Annotated in this window: 13 protein-coding genes; all 13 read left to right on the forward strand. The window is 39.6% G+C overall.

Going from position 1 to position 24,068, the window contains the following annotated elements:
* Positions 1 to 207 precede the first annotated feature (207 nt).
* The 13 genes from AC1DNH_RS11025 (at position 208) to AC1DNH_RS11085 (ending at position 23,998) form a co-directional block, all read left to right on the forward strand.
* The gene (locus AC1DNH_RS11025; protein WP_477625380.1) at positions 208 to 3,183 is read left to right on the forward strand and encodes a SusC/RagA family TonB-linked outer membrane protein; all 2,976 of its coding nucleotides are present in this window, start codon (positions 208 to 210) and stop codon (positions 3,181 to 3,183) included.
* A 14-nt stretch (positions 3,184 to 3,197) separates the two neighbouring features.
* Positions 3,198 to 4,787 (forward strand): RagB/SusD family nutrient uptake outer membrane protein, encoded by a 1,590-nt coding sequence (locus tag AC1DNH_RS11030; RefSeq protein ID WP_477578167.1) that lies wholly within the window; start codon positions 3,198 to 3,200, stop codon positions 4,785 to 4,787.
* A 20-nt stretch (positions 4,788 to 4,807) separates the two neighbouring features.
* Positions 4,808 to 5,824, forward strand: a complete 1,017-nt coding sequence (locus AC1DNH_RS11035) for a SusE domain-containing protein (RefSeq protein ID WP_477578165.1) — start codon at positions 4,808 to 4,810, stop codon at positions 5,822 to 5,824.
* 63 nt (positions 5,825 to 5,887) lie between these two features.
* A complete protein-coding gene (locus tag AC1DNH_RS11040) occupies positions 5,888 to 7,804 on the forward strand; it encodes a glycoside hydrolase family 13 protein (RefSeq protein WP_477578163.1) in 1,917 nt (638 codons plus the stop codon).
* A 91-nt stretch (positions 7,805 to 7,895) separates the two neighbouring features.
* Positions 7,896 to 8,594: a beta-phosphoglucomutase gene (gene pgmB, locus AC1DNH_RS11045; protein WP_477578161.1), complete on the forward strand. Its 699-nt coding sequence runs from the start codon at positions 7,896 to 7,898 to the stop codon at positions 8,592 to 8,594.
* 123 nt (positions 8,595 to 8,717) lie between these two features.
* Positions 8,718 to 11,036, forward strand: coding sequence for a glycoside hydrolase family 65 protein (locus tag AC1DNH_RS11050; protein ID WP_477578159.1), 2,319 nt, complete (start codon positions 8,718 to 8,720; stop codon positions 11,034 to 11,036).
* Entirely contained in the window at positions 11,033 to 12,877 is a 1,845-nt protein-coding gene (locus AC1DNH_RS11055; protein ID WP_477625381.1) for an alpha-amylase family protein, read from the forward strand. The genes AC1DNH_RS11050 and AC1DNH_RS11055 overlap by 4 nt, the downstream gene beginning before the upstream one ends.
* A 106-nt stretch (positions 12,878 to 12,983) precedes the next feature.
* Positions 12,984 to 14,360 carry an MFS transporter gene (locus AC1DNH_RS11060; RefSeq protein ID WP_477578155.1) on the forward strand — a complete coding sequence of 459 codons (1,377 nt, stop codon included), beginning with the start codon at positions 12,984 to 12,986 and terminating at the stop codon, positions 14,358 to 14,360.
* 107 nt (positions 14,361 to 14,467) lie between these two features.
* Entirely contained in the window at positions 14,468 to 16,351 is a 1,884-nt protein-coding gene (locus AC1DNH_RS11065; protein WP_477607561.1) for an alpha-amylase family glycosyl hydrolase, read from the forward strand.
* A 193-nt stretch (positions 16,352 to 16,544) separates the two neighbouring features.
* A complete protein-coding gene (locus tag AC1DNH_RS11070) occupies positions 16,545 to 17,099 on the forward strand; it encodes an RNA polymerase sigma factor (protein WP_477578152.1) in 555 nt (184 codons plus the stop codon).
* Positions 17,100 to 17,851: 752 nt separating this feature from the next.
* Entirely contained in the window at positions 17,852 to 18,919 is a 1,068-nt protein-coding gene (locus AC1DNH_RS11075; protein ID WP_477578150.1) for a FecR family protein, read from the forward strand.
* Between the two features lie 186 nt (positions 18,920 to 19,105).
* A complete protein-coding gene (locus tag AC1DNH_RS11080; RefSeq protein WP_477578149.1) occupies positions 19,106 to 22,384 on the forward strand; it encodes a SusC/RagA family TonB-linked outer membrane protein in 3,279 nt (1,092 codons plus the stop codon).
* Positions 22,385 to 22,402: 18 nt separating this feature from the next.
* A complete protein-coding gene (locus AC1DNH_RS11085; protein WP_477607557.1) occupies positions 22,403 to 23,998 on the forward strand; it encodes a SusD/RagB family nutrient-binding outer membrane lipoprotein in 1,596 nt (531 codons plus the stop codon).
* The last annotated feature ends 70 nt before the right edge of the window (positions 23,999 to 24,068 follow it).

Raw genomic sequence — 24,068 nt, forward strand, 5'->3', positions numbered from 1 at the left:
CAGATTATTGGAAATTTAAAAATTATTTAATATAGATTTTTATTTGGGGCGAAAAGCTGATTTTTACATTGATTTTCTTGTTGATATTTTGGCCCGAAATATATTTTTTAAATAAATTTTGAAATATCATTAACAGCTGTAAATTAGGCCTATGTGTAAATCACTATAATATTTAACCAAATTTTTATACTTAAACGAGCTTCAAATATGAGAGTATTTTACCTGTTAAAACAGGGGCTTTTGGTGCTGTTAGTTTTTTCAGCATTAATGGTAAAAGCACAAACCGGATCGGTATCTGGTAAAGTGCTTGATGAAACCGGCCTGCCATTACCTGGCGCTTCTGTAGTTGTAAAAGGAACAACAAGAAGTACATCAACAGATGCTAATGGTAATTATAAACTAGCAGGTTTATCGAATGGTTCGATAACGCTATCTGCAAGTTTTATCGGTTATCAAACCCTTGATAAAGCTGTAAGCATTTCAGTAAATGCTACTGTTAATTTTCAATTGGCCCCCGATGCACAAAAACTGAATGAAGTTGTGGTAATCGGTTATGGTACTGCAGAAAAGAAAAACCTAACCGGGTCTATTACCACAGTAAACTCGAAAGATTTTCAGAAAGGTACCATTACTACGCCTGAACAATTGATCCAGGGTAAGGTAGCAGGGGTGAACATTATCTCTAATAGTGGTCAACCTGGAGTAGGTAGCCAAATCCGTATCCGTGGTGGGGCATCATTAAATGCAAGTAACGATCCTCTTATCGTAATTGACGGGGTTCCCTTCAGTGGTAACGCTATTGGTAATGCGCCAAGCCCTTTATCATTGGTCAACCCGAACGATATCGAAACCTTTACCGTTTTAAAGGATGCAAATGCAACAGCTATTTATGGTTCGAGGGCATCGAACGGGGTAATTTTAATTACGACCAAAAAAGGTGCATCAGGTGCACCGGTGTTTAATTTTAGCACCAACAATTCTATCGCCACGGTTGCTAAAAAGGTGGATATCCTTTCTTCAGGCCAGATCCGTGATTTCGTAAATGCGAACCCCAATGCCAGTTATGACGATGGTAAAAAATTTACTTCGTTACTGGGCAGTTCAAATACCGATTGGCAGGATGAAATTTATCAGAACGCATTTTCTACCGATAATAGTTTAAGCATTGCAGGCTCATTTAAAGGGGTTCCTTACCGTGTTTCTGCTGGTTATTTAGATCAGCAAGGCCTTTTGATTACCGATCATTTTTCTCGTGGAACCGGTGCAATCAGCATTTCGCCAAAATTATTCCAGGATCATTTAAAAATCGACTTAAACTTAAAAGGTGCGTTAACCCAGTCGCATTTTGCCAATGCCGGTGCTGTTGGTGCTGCTATCCAGTTCGATCCAACACAATCAGTAAACGCAAGTAATAGCTTTGGTAACTACTTCGAATGGTTAAGAAGCGATGGTACGGTAAATCCGAATGCACCTCGCAACCCGGTAGGTTTAATCAGGCTGAACGATAACAATGGTAATGCCGAAAGAAGTTTTGGTAACGCACGTTTCGATTACTCTTTCCACTTTTTACCAGAATTGCACGCTAATTTAAATTTAGGTTACGATCTGTCTAAAGGTTATGGTGATGTGCGTATTCCGGTTTATGCTGCACAGAGCATTTCAACTTTAGGATCATACACCCATTCTTTGAATACAGAAACCAACAAACTTTCTGAGTTTTATTTAAACTATGCACACACTGTAGAGAGCATTAAAAGCCGTTTTGATGTAACTGCAGGTTACGGATATTACGATAACTCGAAAACCGGTTTCAACTTTACTTCTTACAAAGGCACCGGAGAGGCGTTGGTAACACCTGTTTTCCCTTTCTCTACCGATCGTGATAAATTACTTTCTTACTACGGAAGGTTTATTTATACTTTGGCAGATAAATATATTTTATCTGGAACATTAAGGGCTGATGCTTCTTCAAAATTTGCAGCGCAAAACCGTTGGGGCTATTTTCCTTCAGCTGCTTTTACCTGGAGAATTTCAAACGAGAATTTCTTGAAAAACAGCTCATCGGTTTCTGATTTAAAACTCCGTTTAAGTTATGGTCAAACAGGTAATAAAGATGGTATTGGCTATTACGATTACCTATCTAAATATTATGCCAATAGCAATACCGGCCAATACCAGATCGGTAATACTTTTTATAACTATTATACTCCGGCAGCTTACGATCCTGATCTGAAATGGGAAACTACTACCACCTATAATGCAGGTTTGGATTATGGCTTTATGAAAGGCCGTTTATACGGAAGTATCGATGTGTATTACAAAAAGACTTCTGATCTTTTAAGCAAAATCAATATTCCCGTAGGTACGAACTTTAACAACGAGTTAACAACGAATGTGGGTAATATGGATGTTAAAGGTGTTGAGGGAAGCTTAAACTTCTCGGCAATCAAAACCGAAAATACYAGCTGGGATTTTGGTGTAAACATTGCATACAACAAAAGAAAAGTAACCAATTTAACCTTAAATCCAGATCCTGCTTCGAAAGTTGGTGCAGGCGATATTACAGGTGGTACCGGTGTTACCTTAAAATACAATGCCGTTAACCAAATCCCCGGATCTTTTTTCGTATACAAACAAGTGTATAACACAGATGGAAAACCTTTAGAAGGTGTTTATGAAGATCTAAACAAAGATGGCGTGATCAATACCAGCGATCAGTATTTTTATAAATCACCTGATCCAAATATTACCCTGGGTTTCAATACGTCCTTTTCGTACAAGAAATGGAGTTTTACCACGTCGCTTAGGGCTAACTTTGGTAACTACATATATGATAACGTTTCATCAAACTTTGGTGTCAGAGCGAATATCTTAAGTCCGGCAGGTGTAATCAACAATGCATCAACAGATTTTCTGGCAACCAATTTCCAGAACAACCAGTTCTTAAGTGATTATTATATTAAAAACGCTTCATTCCTGAAAATGGACAATGCAGGTATTTCTTACAACGCCGGCAAGTTATCTAAAACCGGAACAGCATCGTTAAGGATATCCGCAAACTGCCAAAATGTTTTTACCGTAACCAAGTACAATGGTATAGATCCTGAGTTGAGCGGTGGTATTGATTATAACCTATATCCGCGTCCGCGCACGTATACTTTAGGTTTTAATGTTGGTTTTTAATAAGGAGACAAAAAATGAAAAACTCATTTAAAATAATATTGGCATCAGGTGTTTTATTGTTGTCATTAAATTCATGCAAAAAAGGAGATTTAAACGTATTGCCCACCAATGATGTTACTGCGGCAACCGTTTATGCTACTCCGGCAGGTTATAAACAAGGTTTGGTTAAATTATATGCGGCTTATGCATTAACCAGTTCTACAGGATCGGATAATAGTGATATCGGTGGATTGAACTCGGGTTTTGCAGATTTCCTGCGTTTATTCTGGACTTCACAAGAGTTGGTAACCGATGAGGCGATCTGTGCCTGGGGAGATACCGGTATTCCGGAATTAGATTATGGTACACCAAGTGTGGATAACCAATTTTTAAGAGGATTATACTCGAGAAGTATTTTACAGATTACGGTTTGTAACGAATTTATTCGCGAAAGTACAGCCGATAAATTGGCTTCACGCAACATTACAGGTACCGATGCTGCAGATATTACCAGATATCGTGCAGAAGCCCGTTTTTTACGTGCTTATCAATATTGGGTGCTTTTAGATGCCTTTGGTAATCCTCCTTTTGTTACCGAAAATGATGAAATCGGTAAAGTAGCCCCAAAGCAGATCCAAAGGGCTGCCCTTTTTAGCTATATCGAATCAGAACTTAAAGCAATTGAGGGTGATTTAGCCAATGCGCGTGGCAACGAATATGGCCGTGCAGATAAAGGCGCTGATTGGGCTTTATTGGCCAGGTTATATTTAAATGCACAGGTGTATACCGGAACTGCAAAGTATACAGAAGCCATTACTTACTCGGGCAAGGTGATTGCTGCGGGTTATAGCTTAAAATCCAATTATATGGATCTTTTTAAAGCGGATAATAACATTAACAATACCGAGAATATTTTAACCATTAATTACGATGGAGTAACAGGTACCAATTATGGAGGCACCACATTCCTGATCAACGCAGGTATTAATGCCGATATGGGTACAGCATCATATGGTGTGCCGAACGGCGGTTGGGGCGGCAACAGGACCCGTCAGAATTTGCCTGCATTATTTCCAGATGCAAATGGAACTTTAGATAAACGCGGTACTTTCTTCGGTGCAAAAAATACAGTTGATGAAATTGGCGTATTTACAGATGGATTGCGTGTTACAAAATTTAAAAACATCATTGGTAACAGCACCATACCTCCATCATTAAACGGAACATTCAGCTCTTTGGATTTTGCCATTTTCCGCTTGGCTGAACAGTATTTAATTTACGGAGAAGCAGTTGCCCGTGGTGGTTCAGGTGGTGATGCAGGGAAAGCGCTCGAATATGTCAATGCCTTACGTCAACGTGCTTATGGCAATGCATCAGGTAATCTGACTCCAGCTGCATTAACCGTCGATTTTTATTTGGATGAGCGTGCCCGTGAATTATACTGGGAAGGTCACCGCCGTACCGATTTGGTGCGTTATGGTAAATTTACCGGTGGTACTTACTTATGGCCATTTAAAGGTGGAGTTAAAGCCGGAACATCTATTCCTGCCTACCGCAACATTTATCCGATTCCAGCGGCAGATTTAATTGCCAATCCGAATCTGGTTCAAAACACAGGTTATTAATCTTAATATTTTAATAAGATATGAAATCAATATTTTTCAAAACCTTGGCCTTTTGCTTTGTAGCACTGTCGCTTTGGTCGTGTAAAAAAGACGAAACACAAACGGTTTCAATTATTGGGGCAGCAGGCACACTTACCGCTTCTACCAATACATTGAGTTTGGTACAGGCAAATGGTGCGCAGGCCGCATTAACATTAAGCTATCCACTGGCTACGTCATCAGGTTATGTGGTGCCAGTAAACTCAACCTTACAGTTCGCGTTAAAGGGCACTAACTTTGCTGCTCCAAAAGAAGTAGTGGTTACCGCAAAAACTTATGCACCAACCGTAACCGAAATCAACAACATGATTTTGGCTTTAGGTGGAAAAGTTGGCGTTGCCGCCCAGGTTGAAGTAAGGTTGAAATCGGGAGCAGCCGTAAACGATTTAACTTACTCAAACGTGATCACTTTAACAGCTACACCTTATTTGGCTTCAGCATGGATTTATGTTCCAGGGGCTTATCAAGGATGGGATCCTGCTACTGCTGACAGTTTAATTTCGCTATCAAGCAATGGTATTTATACCGGAATGATTGCTTATACCGCCGGAAACCTGGAGTTTAAAATCACTCCTGCCAAAAAATGGGATATTGCCTATGGCGATGCTGGTGCGGGTAAAATCAGCAGTAGTGCAGGCGATAACTTAAAATCGCCAGATGCCATAGTAAAACAGGTAACCGTTGATTTAAATGCCAAAACCATAGCTTTTTCAACACCGAACGAATGGTCGATTATTGGAGACGCAACTTTGGGTGGCTGGAACAATGATACCGACATGAAAGTGGTAAATGATGGAAAATCAAATAATTACTCCGTTAAAACAACCTTAACCGCTGGTGCATTGAAATTCAGGTTCAAACACGATTGGACAGTTAATCTCGGTGGTAGTATAACTGCTTTAACCAATAATGGCGATAACATTGCCGTAACCGTTCCCGGAACTTATACCATTACTTTAGATGTAGCCGCTAAAAAAGCTACAATGGTTAAAAACTAATCCTTATTATCTGCCCTGCAGTTACATACTGCGGGGCTTTTTTAAAATCTTTAAAGTTTTAGCATGAACAGATCTCATACCCATCCAAATTATCCGTTTCCAATTCATAATCATACTAATACTTCCTTTTTTAAAAGGATAACAACCATTTTTACCCTACTGGTTGTTTTTCTAACAAACAATCTATTTGCCCAAAAGCTGGAGCGGATAGAACCAATGTTCTGGTTTACAGGCATGCACAACCCTAAATTACAACTGCTGGTGCATGGCGATAATATTGCCAATACCACAGTGGCCTTAAGTTATCCAGGGGTTAAGCTCATTAAGGTAAATAAAGTAGAAAATCCAAATTATCTATTCCTCGATTTAACAATTGCTGCGGCAGCCAAAGCCGGCAAATTCCCGATTAACTTTGTCGTTAATGGAAAAAAAATATTCAGTTACACTTACGAATTAAAAAACCGCGATAGAAGTGCGGGAAGGATTCAGGGCGTAACCAACAAAGATTTAATTTACTTGCTTATGCCCGATCGTTTTTCGAACGGCGATAAAAGCAACGATGTGGTTCAGGGTTTAACCGAAACTGCATTAAACCGCGATAGCATGTACTACCGCCATGGCGGCGATATACAAGGTGTAATCAACCACCTCGATTACCTGAAAGATTTAGGCGTAACTACAGTTTGGATGACACCAGAGGTAGAAAACGATATGCCACAAGCTTCATATCATGGCTACGCAGTAACCGATCATTATAAGATAGATCCACGTTATGGAACAAATGCGCTTTATAAAAAGTATGTAGAGATTGCCCATGCCAAAGGATTAAAAGTGATTAAAGATATTGTACATAACCACATTGGCACCCAACATTGGTTTTATAAAGATTTACCGATGAAAAGCTGGTTAAACCAATGGCCAAAGTATACGCAAACGAGTTACCGCGATCAGACCGTTATGGATGTACACGCCGCTGCGGCAGATCGTAAACAGATGTTAGATGGTTGGTTTGTACCTTCAATGCCCGATTTAAACCAGACCAATCCTTATGTACAGAATTACCTGACTCAAAATCACATCTGGTGGATCGAATATGCTGGTATTGATGGTTTACGTTTGGATACTTATGGATATAACGATCCGGTTTATATGGCCGATTGGGCTGTAAAAGTTCAGGCAGAATTCCCACATTTATCCGTTTTTGGCGAAACACTGGTAACTGCTGTGGCGAACCAGGCCTTTTTTACTGGTGGCAATACGGTTAACCGCGGTTTTGATACCCATTTGCAAGGAATTACCGATGCCACTTTAAAAGATGCAATTTACGAAGGAATAAACGGCAAAAACGGTTGGGTAGACGGAATTAACCGTTTGTATGCCACCTTAGCGCACGATTTTCTCTATAAAAACCCAAATACCAACTGCATCTTTTTAGATAATCACGATATGAGCCGCTTCTATTCGATGGTTGGCGAAGATTTCGATAAATACAAAATGGGAATGAGCATTCTCTTAACCATGCGGGGCATTCCCGAGATGTATTACGGAACAGAAATTTTAATGAAAAACTTTTCCAATCCCGATGGACTGATCCGTTCCGATTTTCCCGGTGGCTGGGAAGGTGATAAAAAGGATAAATTTATAGCCGATGGCCGTACAGGCAAAGAAAATGAAGCTTTCAATTTTGTTAAAACATTGGCCAATTTCCGCAAGAACAGCGCAGCATTACAAACCGGTAAATTGATGCAGTTTGTACCGCAAGATGATATTTACGTTTATTTCCGCTACAATACAGAACCAAAAGGGACAGTAATGGTTATTGTAAACAACACTGAAAAAGAAAAAACATTAAATACCGATCGTTTTGCCGAAAGAACGGCAGGAATTACAACTGCCAAAAATGTAATTACCGGCGAAAACATCAATTTTCAAAATATAACAGTGCCAGCCAAGACCACTTTGGTGCTCGAATTAAGGTAGAAGGTTGAGGGTTTAAGGCGGAAGGTAATTGCCACTTGCCAAAAAAATGCTACGCCTTGAAACCTGATACGTACTAAAAAATATAATAAAGATGCAAAATAATAGTCATATAGAACCTTCTGCCTTCAACCTTACGCCTTCTGCCTCAATAAAGGCCTGTCTCTTCGATTTAGATGGCGTACTTGTAGATACTGCAGTTTACCATTATAAAGCCTGGAAACGTTTGGCCAATACCATGAGTTTCGATTTTACAGAAGAGCAGAACGAACAGTTGAAAGGCGTTAGTCGGGTAGAAAGTTTAAATAAGATTCTCGTTTGGGGTGGTGTAGATAAAACCGATGCCGAAAAAGAAGAGCTTGCCAGTTTAAAAAACAGCTGGTATGTAGATATGATCACTAAAATGACACCGGCCGAAGTTTTGCCCGGAACGGTTGATTTCTTAACAGCGATTCACAAGGCCGGTTACAAATTGGCCTTGGGCTCGGCAAGTAAAAACTCAGGGATTATTTTAGAGAAGACAGACCTTGCTCATTTCTTCGATGAAATAGTTGATGGAAACATGGTCACCAAATCAAAACCTGATCCGGAAGTATTTTTAAAAGGAGCCGAACTTTTAGGTTTTGCACCTGATGAATGTGTGGTTTTTGAAGATGCTGTTGCGGGTGTAGAAGCTGCAAAAAGAGGCGGAATGAAAGCCATCGGTATCGGCGAAAAAAGCGTGCTTAGCCAGGCAGATGTGGTAGTAAGCGGATTAGACAAATTAACAGTTAAAGATTTAGAGAATTTATAGGCCTATGGCCGTCATTGCGAGGTACGAAGCAATCTTAAAACGAAAGAAATTCAAATCAATTGTGAGGATGAAAGCGCTGAAAGGAGATTGCTTCGTGCCTCGCAATGACGAAAGTAAAAAAGGATGAAAAATTACATTAAAGCAGATGAGTGGAATATTATCGAAGAAGGCTTTGATCCACATTTAAATAAAATTTCGGAAAGTATTTTCAGTTTGGGTAATGGCCGTATGGGCCAACGCGCCAACTTTGAAGAAACTTATACTGGAGATACTTTACCTGGGAATTACGTTGCAGGTGTTTATTATCCAGATAAAACCCGTGTGGGATGGTGGAAAAACGGATATCCGGAATATTTTGCAAAAGTATTGAACGCGGCTAACTGGGTAGGTATCGAAGTAAAAATAGATGAGGAAATCCTTGATCTGGCAACAGCTGAGGTAAGCGATTTTAAACGTGTGTTGAATATGCATGCCGGATACCTGGAGCGTACCTTCACTGCAAAATTAAAAAGCGGTAAAACCTTAAAAGTTAAATCAACCCGTTTTTGCAGCATTGCTGAGGATGAAGTTGGCGCCATCCGTTATAACATTACGCCATTAAATTTCGATGGTAAATTAACATTAACGCCTTTTATTGATGGCGATGTTAAAAATCAGGACAGCAACTACGACGAAAAATTCTGGGATAAGGTAGCGGACGAAATTTCTGGAACAGAAGCTTACATTAAATTAAGAACTAAGAAAACTGAATTTGAGGTTTGTACCGGGAGTAATATTGAACTATATAAAAATGCGGAGAAATTAGACATCAACCCTGAGGCTGTCCACAAAGAGAAATTTGTGGGACAAACTATCTCTCTTAATGTTAAAGCAAATGAAGAGATCACTTTGGTTAAAATCGCAGCGAATTTATCTTCAGAAAATTACCCGAAAGAATCACTTTTAAAAGAAACAAAATCGGTAATTGCCAAAGCATCTGGTAAAGGATTCGATACCTTGTTAAAAGAACAAACTAAAGCCTGGGCGAGCAAGTGGGAAGAAAGCGATATCATTATCGAAGGTGATGTTTCGGCTCAACAGGCCATTCGTTTCAATATTTTTCAGCTTTTTCAAACCTATACTGGTAAAGATGACCGGTTGAACATTGGTCCGAAGGGTTTTACGGGCGAAAAATACGGGGGCTCAACCTATTGGGATACAGAGGCTTATTGTGTGCCGTTTTATCTGGCAACTGCTCCACAGGAAGTGAGCAAAAACCTGTTAGTTTATCGCCATAAGCAATTGGGTAAAGCGATTGAAAATGCAGCAAAATTAGGTTTTAAAGACGGTGCAGCATTGTATCCTATGGTAACGATGAACGGTGAGGAATGCCACAACGAATGGGAAATTACCTTCGAAGAAATCCACCGTAATGGCGCCATCGCTTTTGCCATTTTCAATTACATCCGCTATACTGGTGACGAAAGCTACCTGACTGATTTTGGTTTAGAAGTGTTGATCGGTATTGTCCGATTCTGGAAACAACGCGTTAACTGGAGCAATGATAAACAGCAATATGTAATGCTTGGGGTAACCGGACCAAACGAATATGAGAACAATGTAAACAACAACTGGTACACCAATATTTTGGCTACCTGGTGTATGAAATATGCTACCGAAGCTGCCGGAATCGTGAAAACGCAGCAGCCCGAAAAATACAACAGTCTGTTAAAAAGCTTAAATTTCGATCAAAAGGAATTTACTGACTGGGCCGATATCATCGAGAAAATGTATTATCCACAAGATGAAAAACTGGGCATTTTCTTACAACAGGATGGATATTTAGATAAAGAACAAACTTTGGTGAAAGATCTTCCTGCCAGCGAACGTCCAATTAATCAAAAATGGAGCTGGGACAGGATTTTACGCTCGTGTTTCATTAAACAGGCCGACGTTTTACAGGGATTATATTTCTTTGAAGAAGATTACGATCTGGATACATTGAAACGCAACTTCGATTTTTATGAGCCACGTACCGTACACGAAAGTTCATTGTCTCCTTGTGTGCACAGTATTTTAGCGGCAAAATTAAATGATGAATCACGTGCATACGAATTCTACTTGCGTACCGCCCGTTTAGATCTGGATGATTATAACAATGATACCGAAGATGGTTTACACATCACTTCGATGGCTGGAACCTGGATGAGTGTGGTAGAAGGTTTTGCGGGCATGCGTGTGCGTGATGGTAAATTGCAGTTTAATCCTTTCTTGCCAGGCAAATGGAAATCTTTTTCGTTTACCATCGGCTTTAGGGGAGCTACCTTAAAGATTAATATTACCGAGAACGGTATCAGCATCAAAAACAATGCAGCCATTGATTTAGAAATCGGTATCAGAAACCAGTTTTATAAATTGGCCGGAAATACCGAAATTGAAGTAAATAACGCAGCGTTGGTATGATTGTAGAGGTAAAATGTAAAATGGAAAACGGATGGAGATTTGCCTCGACTGATCGTCATTGCGAGGAACGAAGCAATCTTAATGCGGTAGCCTATATTGTGGCAATTTTCTTTTTACTTATTTCATCACCATCCTTTGCACAAAAACAGCGTACAAAAATGAACGATAAACAGATCGTTATTTATCAGTTATTACCCCGTTTATTTGGGAATAAAAACAGCACAAATACGCCCTACGGTACCATTGAGCAGAACGGTTCTGGTAAGTTTAACGATATTACCGATAAAGCTTTAGATGGTATAAAAGAGCTCAGTGTTAATTATGTTTGGTACACAGGTGCACTTGCCCACGCAAGTTTAACCGATTATTCTGCCTATGGGATTAAACCTGATGATGCCGATGTGGTAAAGGGTAGAGCGGGCTCGCCTTATGCCATCCGCGATTATTACGATGTAGATCCCGATCTGGCTGTTGACGTTAAAAGTAGAATGAAGGAGTTTGAAGCACTGGTGAAAAGAACACATGCCAAAAACTTAAAAGTGCTGATCGATTTTGTGCCCAATCACGTAGCCAGAAGTTATCACTCTTATGCAAAACCAAAAAATATAATCGATTTTGGTGCCCAGGATGATGTAACCAAAGCTTTTAGTGCCAGAAACGATTTTTATTATAACCCTGGCCAGCCATTTGCAGTGCCAACAAGTGGTGCAAAGCAAACACCTATTTCTATTTTACAGGATGGTAAGTTTAATGAAAACCCTGCAAAAGCTACCGGTAACAATGTATTTTCTGCACAGCCTAAATATGACGACTGGTATGAAACCATTAAGCTGAATTATGGCGTAGATTATCAGAATGGCGAAAAGCAATATTTCGATCCCATTCCGCCGGTTTGGCTAAAAATGCGCAATATTTTAACTTATTGGGCCAATAAAGGGGTGGATGGTTTTAGGTGTGATATGGCCGAAATGGTGCCTATTGCTTTCTGGAACTGGGTAATTCCACAGGTTAAAAAAGTGAATCCTGATTTAATTTTTATCGGAGAAGCCTACAACCCAAAAGTTTACAAACAATATTTAGACGAAGGTAAATTCGATTATTTGTATGATAAAGTGGGTTTGTACGATGGACTTAAAAAACTGATCAGAAATGAACCAACTGCAGATGTGGCTGCGATTAAACAGGTGTGGCAGGTAGAAAGTGCTGGTTTTGGCAAACACATGTTGCGCTTTTTAGAAAACCACGATGAAGAACGCATTGCATCAGCAGGATTTGCAGGGAAAGCCGAACTCGCTTTACCTGCAATGGTTGTTTCGGCAACATTAGGCTCGGGGCCGGTGATGCTTTATTTCGGTCAGGAAGTTGGCGAACCTGGAAAAGGTCAGGAAGGATTTGGCGGCGACGACAACAGAACCACTATTTTTGATTATTGGGGTGTTCCCAATCACCAGAAATGGATGAATAATGGCGCTTTTGATGGTAAGCAATTAAGTGAAAACGAGCAGAAATTACGTGCTTACTACCAACAGTTATTAAAAGTTACTTCAACCAGCGATGCCGTAATGAATGGCGAAATTTATGAGGTGCCGGTTACAGGTAATATGAATAAGCACATGTATGCTTTTATCCGTTACTCTGGCAAACAGCGTTTATTGGTAGTGGCCAATTTTGATCGGACACAAACCTTAACCGCCAATATCGAAATCCCTGATCAGGTTTTAAAAGTTAAACATTCAGTTCCGGTTACAGATCTGTTAACAGACAGAAAATTAAATATCCCGGCAGGAACAAGTATACCCGTAACCGTTACGCCCGTTAGCGCACAGGTAATAGCGTTTTAACCACTAGTGGTGCGTCAAGCGGCGTGCGGTTAGCGATTGAACATTAATTGTATAATCAAAATATATAACGCCATGCGCCCTGCGCTTAGCGCTTAAACAATGCAAAATGAGCTTAAAAACAGTATTCGAGAACCCGAAATTAACACTCGTACAGATCATCAACATGAGCGTTGGTTTTTTTGGGATTCAGTTCGGTTGGGATTTACAGCGCGCAAACATGGGCCGTATTTACGAAAACCTTGGCGCTAATCCCGATCAGGTTCCGTTATTGTTTTTGGCCGCGCCCTTAACCGGCTTATTGGTACAACCTATTATTGGTTACCTGAGCGACCGTACCTGGCACCCAAAATGGGGTAGAAGAAGACCCTATTTTATGATCGGGGCCATTGTAAGCAGTATTGCATTAATTTTTATGCCACATAGCAGTGTGTTGTGGATGGCCGCTGGTTTACTTTGGATTCTGGATGTTTTTGGGAATATTGCAATGGAACCTTTCCGCGCTTTTGTTACCGATAAATTACCCGATAGTCAGGTTAACCGCGGGTTCATTATGCAGAGTATGATGATCGGTTTAGGTGGAAGTGTAGCATCAGCATTGCCATGGATTATGAACAACGTATTCCACTTAACCAATACTGCAGAACAGGGGAGTATTCCTGAAAATGTAAAGTTTTCTTTTTATATCGGTGCATTTTTCTTTTTCGCCGCGGTATTGTGGACGGTTTTTACCACTAAAGAATACCCACCTCAGGATGTAGATTTTAAAGAAAAAGTAAAAGAAAGCAATAAAGGTTTTGGTGGTGGTGCGAGAGAAATTTTTCATGCCTTAAGGAATATGCCAAAAAGAATGCAGATTGTTTCTTTGGTGCAGTTTTTTACTTGGCCAGGTTTGTTTTTAATGTGGTTTTATTATACCACAGCCGTTGCCGTGAATGTTTTTGGTGGAAAAGATGCTGCTGATCCGGTTTATGCGCATGGTGCAGATTTTGGAAGTTTAACACTCGCGTACTACAGTGTTATTACTTTTCTTTTCGCACTGGTGCTGCCAAAAATTGCCGATGCGCTGGGCCGTAAAATCACACATGCCCTTTGTTTAATCTGTGGAGCCATTGGTTTAATCAGCGTAGCCTGGGTGCACGATAAAAATATGCTGTATTTATGCATGACTGGTGTGGGGATTGCCTGGGCCAGTATACTTTCTATGCCCTATGCCATGCTGAGCGGTTCTCTGCCCAAAGATAAAATCGGGATCTACATGGGCATTTTCAACTTTTTTATCGTACTGCCAGAGATTATGGCCTCATTAGGCTTTGGTTGGTTAATGCGTAATGTGTTAAATAACGATAGGCTTTTGGCAGTTCAATTGGGTGGGGGTTTAATGATTCTGGCTGCTGTAATCTGTTTTGTATTTATCCGTGAACCAAAGAAAACAGACGAGGTCTTGGCTTCTAAACTTGGGTTAGAAGAAAATAGATCGGTGTAATATTCCGTGGTCTGTGTCCCCACAGACCACTATAATAGTATTTCGGTCTGTGGGGACACAGACCGAGGAGATAAACTGTGCCTGGAAATTGTAAAATCCCTAACCAAATGAAAAAAATAATTTACCTATTGTTATTGGTAGTAGCGTTTAATAGCGCCTGTAAAAAAGCATCTACAGATGTTAGCCTAGAACCAACGCCAACAAATCAAACAGCGGCTTTACCTGCCGGGGCGAGAGATGGCGTGGTATTTATCAACAACGGAACATCGGCGATAGTAACATTATATGCACCAGGTAAAAAGTCAGTCTCGCTAATTGGAGAGTTTAACGATTGGTCTACCACAACGCTAGCTATGAAAAATACACCAGATGGGGGTTATTGGTGGATTCAGGTAGATAATTTAAACCCCAATACAGAATATGCCTACCAGTTTTATGTAGATGGAAACTTAAAAGTTGCCGATCCTTATTGCGAGAAAATACTCGATCCAGATTATGATAAATACATTACTGCAGCAACGTACTCAAACTTAAAAGCCTATCCAGCGGGTAAAACAACCGGTATTGTAAGTGTAATGCAGGCCAATCAGTCAACTTACACCTGGAAAAACACCAGTTTTTCCCGCCCGGCTAAAGATAACCTGGTGATTTATGAATTGTTGATTCGCGATTTTACCACCGATCATAACTACGCCTCAACACTGGCCAAACTCGATTATCTGATCGGTTTGGGCATAAACGCAATTGAGTTAATGCCAGTAAACGAATTTGAAGGTAATTTGAGCTGGGGCTACAATCCGTCGTTTTATTTTGCCCCTGATAAATATTATGGGACTAAAACCGCGCTACAAAACTTTATTGATGAATGCCACGGAAAAGGAATTGCGGTAATTATGGATATGGTGCTAAACCACTCTTTCGGTCAATCGCCTATGGTGCAATTGTATTTTGATGGCGCTAAGCCAACCAATGCTAGTCCATGGTTTAATGTTGATGCAAAACATCCATTTAATGTGGGGTATGATTTTAACCATGAAAATTTGGCTACTAAAAAGTTCTCGAAAGATGTGATGAAATTTTGGATGCAGCAATATAAAATTGATGGTTTCCGTTTCGATCTGTCGAAAGGATTTACACAGAAATCGTCAACTAGTGATGACCAGTTTAGATTGTACGATGCCGGGCGGATTGCAATTTGGAAAGATTATAATGGTTTTATCAAAAGTTTAGATCCTAATTTTTATGTGATTTTGGAGCACTTTGCTGAGGAAGCTGAAGAAAAAGTTTTGGCCGATGAGGGTATGATGCTTTGGAACAACATGAATTACAACATGAACGAAGCAACCATGGGCTGGTTAGATAATTCTAATTTTCAGTGGGGTTTTTATGCCAATCATGGGTTTGCCAAGTCAGAGAATTTGGTTGGCTATGGCGAAAGTCACGACGAAGAGCGATTAAATTTTAAGAATATTACTTATGGAAATGCTTCAGGCAGTTATGTAATTAAAGGAAATTTAGCCACTTCATTAAAAAGAGAAGAATTAACAGCCGCATTTTTATTTAGTATCCCCGGACCAAAAATGATCTGGCAGTTTGGAGAATTGGGTTACGATGTAAGTATCGATTTTAATGGAAGAACAGGCGAAAAACCAATTAAATGGGATTATTACGCCGATCCGAATCGTAAAGCATTATATGATGTTTACGCTAAATTTATCAGATTGAAAAAGAACAATACCATTTTTAATTCAACAAGCTCAACCTATAGTCTTGCTGGTGGAATCAAGTTCATTAAATTAACAGAAGGTGCGAATACGGTTGTAGTGGTTGGGAATTTTGATGTAGTGCACCAGATAGCCAATATTGATTTTGGTTCATCAGGAACTTGGGTGGATGCGGTTGGAAGCAGCATAAACCTTTCATCAAATAGCTATAACAGAACTTTAGCACCGGGAGAATATCACATTTTCAGTAAAACAGCTTTAAAGTAAAATCGTTGGTCGGAATTTGTAATCCCGTCCTCCTTAGAACTAAGGATTTTTAATCCTTTGGCAGATTGTCAATAAACTGTAATAAAATCGAGATTATAAATCTCCACCAACAAACTTTTTTCACATTGATAAAAATCGGCGCGTAATAATCTTGTTGTTTTTAGTTAATATTGCGATAACAACTAACAGGCTAATGAACAGTAAACTAGCGCATCACTTATTATGGGAACGGTTACGGGTTGGCGATAAAGATGCGTTTTTTGACCTTTATTCAGCACTTTATTACTCGCTCGTAAATTTCGGGATCAGGGTTTGTGCCGATGCCGATACTTCAAGTGAAGCTACCGACCTTGTTTTTACCACCATTTGGGAGAAACACGAAAGCCTAACCCGTGTTGATAATGTTGAAGCCTATCTGCGTACCTTCCTTAAACGCAAACTGCTCAGAATATTAGAAAGAAAGCGTAAAATTAACGATGCACTTTTTAATGCAGGGGCCGATGGCGATTGGATGGAAATGAGCTACGAAGAGTTTATTGTTAAGGTACAAAGCGACGAACTGGTACAACATCAGCTCAAAAATGCGCTAGAAAAATTAACCTTCCGTCAAAAACAGTTGATCCATTTAAAATTTTTTGACGGACTAAGCTACGAACAGATTGCCGAGCAGAGCAACCAAACCATAAAAACGGCATATAATACCATCTACGACGCCCTTAAAATCCTAAGGAAAGAATTTAATGCGTAAATCTCCGCATTTCGTCATCTCGATCGCAGCGCAGCGGAATAGAGAGATCTTTTGCAGTTAGTTCAATTCCTTTATAAACTTCTGATTTGGGCAGAAAATCTGCGTTAACGATAGGAGCGGCATCCTTTTGGTGTCATCCTGAGCCCGTAAAAGGAAAGCCAAAAGATACAGCGGATAGCGTGTTAAAACGTCCAAAAAATTAATACTTAAAACTTCTGAAGCCTTTCTATCCTCACAGTCTGCCAGTTTGAGATAGTGGATTTTATATTTTGAAAAACGAACATTCCTGTCTCCGTAGGTGCTGTAGTCCCGTTATGCACTCCAATCTTTTTATTGCAAATAAACGTTATAGTTAATATGGTTTTTAAGCAATAAAAAGGATTTCCGTTACTACCAGGTTTAGGGAACTGGGTGTGTGGTTCTTGGCATTTAATCCTTCTGCTCCCTGCAACCTTCAATAGTAATACAGCCTCGGCCACCTAAACCTGATAGGAGCGATATGAAATAAAGCGGATAGCAGGACTATCAAACCCAAATGCTTCTGTAATTGCTTTCGCAGAAAAAAAACATAAAAACTGCTTGAACCTTGAGCGGATTAACTCCTTTGTATTTCTTAATCGGCATTCCTACAAATTAAATTTCTTCGTTCTATCTATATTCAGGGCACATATTCCGCTATCTTAAAAAAAAGTTAAAATTTCCTTAGGAAAAAGTAAAGCTTTTGGGCACTGATATATAAAAGGCAAATTAGAATGGTTGATAGAAGTAAATTCAATGCAGAAGATTTTCTTGTCGATAGTACTTTTCAGCAGTATTGTGCTGAAACAGATAAGCTTTGCGTTGGATATTGGGAGAAGTACATTAATGCCCACCCTGAGCAGGCTGTAGTAATTGCAGAAGCAAAAAAACTTTATGTGATATTGAGCGGGAATAAACGCCCATTAAATAAACAAACAGAAAGCCTGAAGGAAAGTATGTTTCCAGCAGAAAAAGTAGTTAAACTGAACCGTTATTTATGGCTTAAAATAGCTGCAGCATTAGCTTTAGTGCTTGGCTCAGTATTGGTTTATAACACATACTTTAAGTATAACAATACAAAAAATGCTGTAACGGAGGTTTACACCTTTACCACAAAAAGTGGTGAGCGTAAAAAAATTAAACTTCAGGATGGAACATCTGTATTATTAAACGCAAAAAGTTCTTTATCTATAACCAAAGGTTTCAACGATCAATTCAGAGAGGTTACCCTAAGGGGTGAGGCTTTTTTTGATGTGGCTCACGATAAAAATAAACCTTTTAAAGTGCACACGGCCGATTTTAACATCAATGTACTGGGTACTGCTTTTAATGTGAAAGCATATCCCGATGAAACAACTTCAGAAGCAACTTTAATCCGTGGCTTAATTACCATGGAAGCCGTAAATGGAAATGGCGGAACCATTACTTTAAAACCAAGTCAGAAAGTTACTTTTTATAAGAGCGTTGCTCCGCAACAAAAAAGCAAATTGCTTAAACCTACTGCTTTACAGCCCGAAATTACCATTAACCATTACACAAAGATTAAAGACAGCACCATTGTAGAAACCGCCTGGACGCAGAACCGGATCGAAATATACGATCAGGATTTTGATGAGATTAGGAATGTTCTAGAAAAATGGTATAACGTAGAAATCAGATTTACAGATCCTTCAATAGAAAAATACCGCTTTACAGCGACCATAACAAACGAAAGTATCGAACAGGTTTTACAAGCTTTAAAAGACACTGAAAATAATTTTAAATATGAGATAAAAGGAAAACAGGTAACCATCTCGAAATAGAAAGAAAAAAGGACGGTGTTGGAGCACCGCCCTTAACAATTTCTCTTTTGATTAATTAATGGCAGTTTATGCGCAAACAGATTGCTGCCAAGAACTTTATGCAACCAAAAAAACAAAAATATGATTTATTATTACTTACTGCAAGGGCGCCCAAAATATAAAGCGCTTCTAAAATTCATTATGCTAATGAAACTAGCCTGTATTATGGTTTTCATTACCTGTCTTAATGTTTCGGCATCGGTTTTTTCTCAGGAAAAAATTTCTTTGGATGTTAAGAAAACAAAACTGGCCAGGGTATTACAGATTATTGAGCAGCAAAGCAGTTACCATTTTGTTTACAGCTCTTCTTACGTACCGGTAAACAAGGATGTAAGCATTACTGTAACCAATACTTTGGTAACAGATGTATTGGCAGCCATTTTAAACAGAACCAACCTGAAATATTCTGTTTCGGATGGTGGCTTAATTGTAATTAGCAAAAATAAAGAAGTCCCGATTTCAGGAACCGTTAAAGATGCCCTTGGAGGGGTTTTGCCTGGCGCAAGTGTTAGGGTAAAAGGAACAGGCATTGGTACTTCTACCGATGTGAATGGTAAATTTGCATTAAATGCGCCTGAAAATGCAATTCTGGTAATTTCTTATGCTGGTTTTCAAACCAAGGAAATTGCCATCGGTTCGCAGACCAATATCGATATCGTATTATCAGAAGATACCAAACAGCTTACCGATGTGGTGGTTACTGCTTTGGGTATCAAAAAAGAAAGAAGGGCCTTAGGTTACTCTGTTACGCAAGTTAGTGGTGAAACGCTAACCCAGGCAAGGGAAAATAATGTGGCCAACTCTTTGGTTGGTAAAGTGGCTGGTCTGGATATCAGTTCTACCTCTGGTGGCGCGGGAGCAGCAACCAGTGTAACCATCCGTGGTGTTTCTAGTTTAAGTCAAACTAATCAACCCTTATATGTAATTAATGGGGTGCCGATGGAGAATAAACCGGTGGGTTTAAATAATCTCAATGGCAATGGTAACTCTGGCGGCCAATACGATAATGCTCCAGATTTAGGAGATGCTGTTGGGAACTTAAATCCTGACGATATTGAAAGTATTTCAGTGCTGAAAGGTGCAGCAGCATCGGCATTGTATGGCTATCGTGCAAAAGCAGGTGTAATTTTAATTACCACAAAAAGTGGAAAGGGAAACAGCATAGAATTTAATAGTAATTATGTAGCAGAACAGGTTATGGACAGAACCAACTGGCAATATGTTTATGGACAGGGAGCCAATGGTGTAAAGCCCGTTGATGCCGCTGCAGCGGCACAGGTGGGTGGTTCCAGCTGGGGAGCAAAATTAGATGGATCTAATGTAATCCAGTTTGATGGTGTTTCCAGACCTTATACTGCACAGAAAAACAACATCGAAGATTTTTACCGTACTGGGGGTACATGGTCTAATACTGTGGCATTGAACAAAAGTTTTGATGGCGGTACCATCCGCTTATCAGCTAACGATGTTCATAATAATTCGGTTGTTCCAAATTCAGGTTTAAGTAGGCAGTCTTTTAATTTTACAGGTACTTTTAATCCGGTTAAACGCTTAACTATCGATGCCCGCATGAATTACATTTTAGAGCAGGCGAAAAACAGGCCAATGGTTTCAGACGGTGCAGGTAATGCCAATTATAATGTTGCTTTTTTACCAACAAGCGTAAGCGTAAATGATCTTAAGCCATGGAAAGACGCAAATGGCAATGAAATCCAATACAATAAAGGCAATGCTTATGCAACCAATCCTTGGTTCGCTGCAAACGAGTTTGTAAACGATACCAAACGCGACCGTTTAATCAGTTCGTTCAGTGCTAAATATACTTTTGATAGTGGGCTGTTTTTACAGGGGCGTGCCGGACGTGACGCCTATACTGACAGCTATAAAAACGTGGTACCATCAGGTACCGCTTATTATGCACCCGGTAAAATTGTAGAACAGGCAACTAAGTTTGCCGATGTGAATGTGGATGTTTTAGTAGGTAAACCTTTTAAAATAGATGAAGATTTTGCTGTTACACCGAATGTTGGAGCGAGTTATCGTAGAACAAACGTTAATCAGACAACAAACAGTGGGGCAGATTTTGCAGTTTTCGGTGTTTATAATATTCTAAATGCCAAGAATAAATCTGTGGCATATGTAGCATCCGTAGCCGAAACCCAATCTGTATATGGTACTTTAGAACTTGCCTATAAAGACATTTTTTATTTAACAGGAAGTGGTCGTACCGATTGGTTCTCTACGTTGGCAACGCCAGGTAAAGACAATAAATTGAGTGTATTTTACCCGTCGGTTAGTGGCTCATTTGTTTTCTCCGAACTTTGGAAACCATCTTTCTTAACTTTTGGTAAAGTGAGGGCTGGCTACGCAGTTGTTGGTCAGGCAACAGATCCTTATCAAACTTTATTAACTTACAGTTTAAGGAGTGAAGTGTTAAATGGTTTGCCGTTAGGCACTATTTCTAATGTAAATATTCCAAATTCGGCATTAAAAGCATCAAAAGCAACCGAATTGGAAGTTGGTACCGAAATGCGTTTTTTAGGAGATCGCTTGAACCTCGATCTCACCTGGTATAAAAAAACCTCTAAAGATGAAATCACCTTTGTTACTACATCGACATCAACCGGTTATAGTGGAGCCGTTTTAAATTCTGGTAAGATCGAAAACAAAGGTGTTGAATTATTGCTATCCGGACAGGTGTTAAAAAGTAAAGATTTTGTGTGGACATCATCTTTAAACGGATCTTACAATGATAATAAAGTAATTTCTCTTGCTGATGGTGTAACCTCAAACCTTATTGCAACCTCACGGCCAGGTGTTGGCTTTTTACAAAACATTCCAGGCAAAGCCGCCTCGCAGGTAATGGCATATGATTACAAATATGATGCGGCAGGAAAAGTCATGCTTGGTGCAAACGGTGCACCTCAACGAGGCGATCTTGTTGCATACGGTTCTGCTTACAATAAATGGTTTGCCGGTTGGAACAACGAGTTTAATTATAAAGGTGCAACATTATCATTTTTGATTGATGGTAAATGGGGAGGAAAAGTATTCTCTGCTACTGATTATTATGGCTATGTGTTCGGTTTGCATCAAGCTACACTGGAAAACCGTGAGGCCTTGGGCAATACCGCAGCAACTTACTATCAGCTGTCAGCAGATAATGTTTCAAATAAATTTGTACAGGATGCCAGTTTCATTAAGCTCAGACAGATGACCTTAGGTTATAACTTTCCAGCCAAAATGTTCAAGAACAAAATACATGGTTTAAATGTAAGTTTTGTCGGTCGAAATTTATTTATCCTGATGAAAAAGACGGATAACATCGACCCTGAGTCCAGTTACAATGCTACTTTTCCAGGATTGGAACTAGGTGGTGTGCCGCCGGTTAGAACATTTGGCGTAAACCTTAGTGTGAAGCTTTAATTTTAAACAGACAGAACAATGAAAACAAACATATTAAAAAAATATAGCCTGTTACTTTGTATCGGCATGTTAATAATCTCTGGTTGCACCAAAGATTTCGAAGATATCAATACCAACCCTTCTGCATATGGGGCAGCTACTTTCGATCCTAATTTTACCTTAACTACCGCTCAGCTTACTTACACTGGGAGCATCGATTTCGCTTACGATACCTGGAGAGGGAATTTGATTTATTCATCTACTATGATGCAGGGGCTTTCTACTGTTGTAAGCTATTGGGCAGGAGATAAGTATCTGCTTAATGAAGGTTATACTGCAGCTTATTGGGGCAGTACCTCCGTTGGTGCTTATGTAGAACAAGTTAAACCTATTGTTGATATTGTTGAATTTACAAAAGGATCTTCCAAGTATAATAACGTACGCCAGGTTGCACGTTTATGGAAAGCTTTAATTTTTGAACGTATTACCGATCTGTATGGTGATGTGCCTTATTCGGAAGCAGGACAAGGTTATTATACAGGTAATTTAGCACCTAAATATGATAAGCAACAGGCAATTTATACCGATTTATTAAAAGAGGTAGAAGAAGCAACAAATGCATTGGATGTGAATGGTGATAAGGTTACTGGAGATGCCATTTATAAAGGAGACATCAATAAATGGAAAAGATTCGGTAACACTTTATTATTGCGTATAGCCATGCGCTTAACCAAGGTTGATGAAAATACAGCTAAAGCCTATGCACAAAAGGTAATTGGTAAAACCATGGCCAGCAATGATGATAATGCCTTCGTTAAACACGATGTATCAGGCGCAAGGGTTACGCAGAACCGCAACAGTCAGGTATTGGCTGGCGATGGTGGACAAGAAAATTATTATGTGAAGTGGTCACAAAATTTTATTAATAAATTAAAATCAGCAAACGACCCACGTTTAGGAAAAGTTGCCGTTACAGGGCTTTTTCTTGATGAAAACACGAAGACACAAAATCCTAATTACAGTTCCGACCCACTTGTTCAAAAAGGAATGCCTAACGGGAAAGATTTAAGTGGTATTGCTGGTAGGGATATTAGGCAAGATGCTTCTTATACAACTTTTCCTGCTTATTCATCACCTAACCCGGCAATGATTAAGAAAGATGGTATTACCTTTATCTTAACTTATACCGAAAGTGAATTGTTATTGGCAGAAGCTGCGCAAAGATGGGCAATTGGTGGATCAGCCGCGGCCCACTATGCTAATGGTTTATCTGCTGGTATCACTTTCTTATCTCAATACGATGCCAGTCTGGCGATATCAAGCACTGTAGCCGATGCCTATGCCATTGCCAATCCGTACATCGCAGCTAATGGTTTGGAAATGATTAATACCCAATATTGGCTACACACATGCACCATGTTGGATTTTTACGAAACATGGTCTAATTGGCGCAGGTCTGGATTCCCGACTTTAACGCCTGTGGTTTATCCTGGGAATGCTACTAACGGAACTATTCCCCGTCGTTTCCCTTATCCAGTAGAGGAAGCAGCTAAAAATGGTGTTAACTACAAGGCCGCTTCCGCAGCTGTACCAGGTGGCGATAACCTTGCAGGTAGAGTTTGGTGGGATAAATAATTTATATCATCCCGGTTTTTTACCAGCCGACATTGCTTATGCAGTGTCGGCTTTTTTATTCAATTGGTTT

The sequence above is a fragment of the Pedobacter sp. 01N310 genome (assembly GCF_056399805.1).

Excerpts from the sequence above, each read along its gene's own strand:
- AC1DNH_RS11030 (WP_477578167.1), top strand. The coding sequence starts at position 3,198 with ATGAAAAACTCATTTAAAATAATATTGGCATCAGGTGTTTTATTGTTG.
- AC1DNH_RS11035 (WP_477578165.1), top strand. The coding sequence starts at position 4,808 with ATGAAATCAATATTTTTCAAAACCTTGGCCTTTTGCTTTGTAGCACTG.
- AC1DNH_RS11040 (WP_477578163.1), top strand. The coding sequence starts at position 5,888 with ATGAACAGATCTCATACCCATCCAAATTATCCGTTTCCAATTCATAAT.
- pgmB (WP_477578161.1), top strand. The coding sequence starts at position 7,896 with ATGCAAAATAATAGTCATATAGAACCTTCTGCCTTCAACCTTACGCCT.
- AC1DNH_RS11050 (WP_477578159.1), top strand. The coding sequence starts at position 8,718 with ATGAAAAATTACATTAAAGCAGATGAGTGGAATATTATCGAAGAAGGC.
- AC1DNH_RS11055 (WP_477625381.1), top strand. The coding sequence starts at position 11,033 with ATGATTGTAGAGGTAAAATGTAAAATGGAAAACGGATGGAGATTTGCC.
- AC1DNH_RS11060 (WP_477578155.1), top strand. The coding sequence starts at position 12,984 with ATGAGCTTAAAAACAGTATTCGAGAACCCGAAATTAACACTCGTACAG.
- AC1DNH_RS11065 (WP_477607561.1), top strand. The coding sequence starts at position 14,468 with ATGAAAAAAATAATTTACCTATTGTTATTGGTAGTAGCGTTTAATAGC.
- AC1DNH_RS11070 (WP_477578152.1), top strand. The coding sequence starts at position 16,545 with ATGAACAGTAAACTAGCGCATCACTTATTATGGGAACGGTTACGGGTT.
- AC1DNH_RS11075 (WP_477578150.1), top strand. The coding sequence starts at position 17,852 with ATGGTTGATAGAAGTAAATTCAATGCAGAAGATTTTCTTGTCGATAGT.
- AC1DNH_RS11080 (WP_477578149.1), top strand. The coding sequence starts at position 19,106 with ATGAAACTAGCCTGTATTATGGTTTTCATTACCTGTCTTAATGTTTCG.
- AC1DNH_RS11085 (WP_477607557.1), top strand. The coding sequence starts at position 22,403 with ATGAAAACAAACATATTAAAAAAATATAGCCTGTTACTTTGTATCGGC.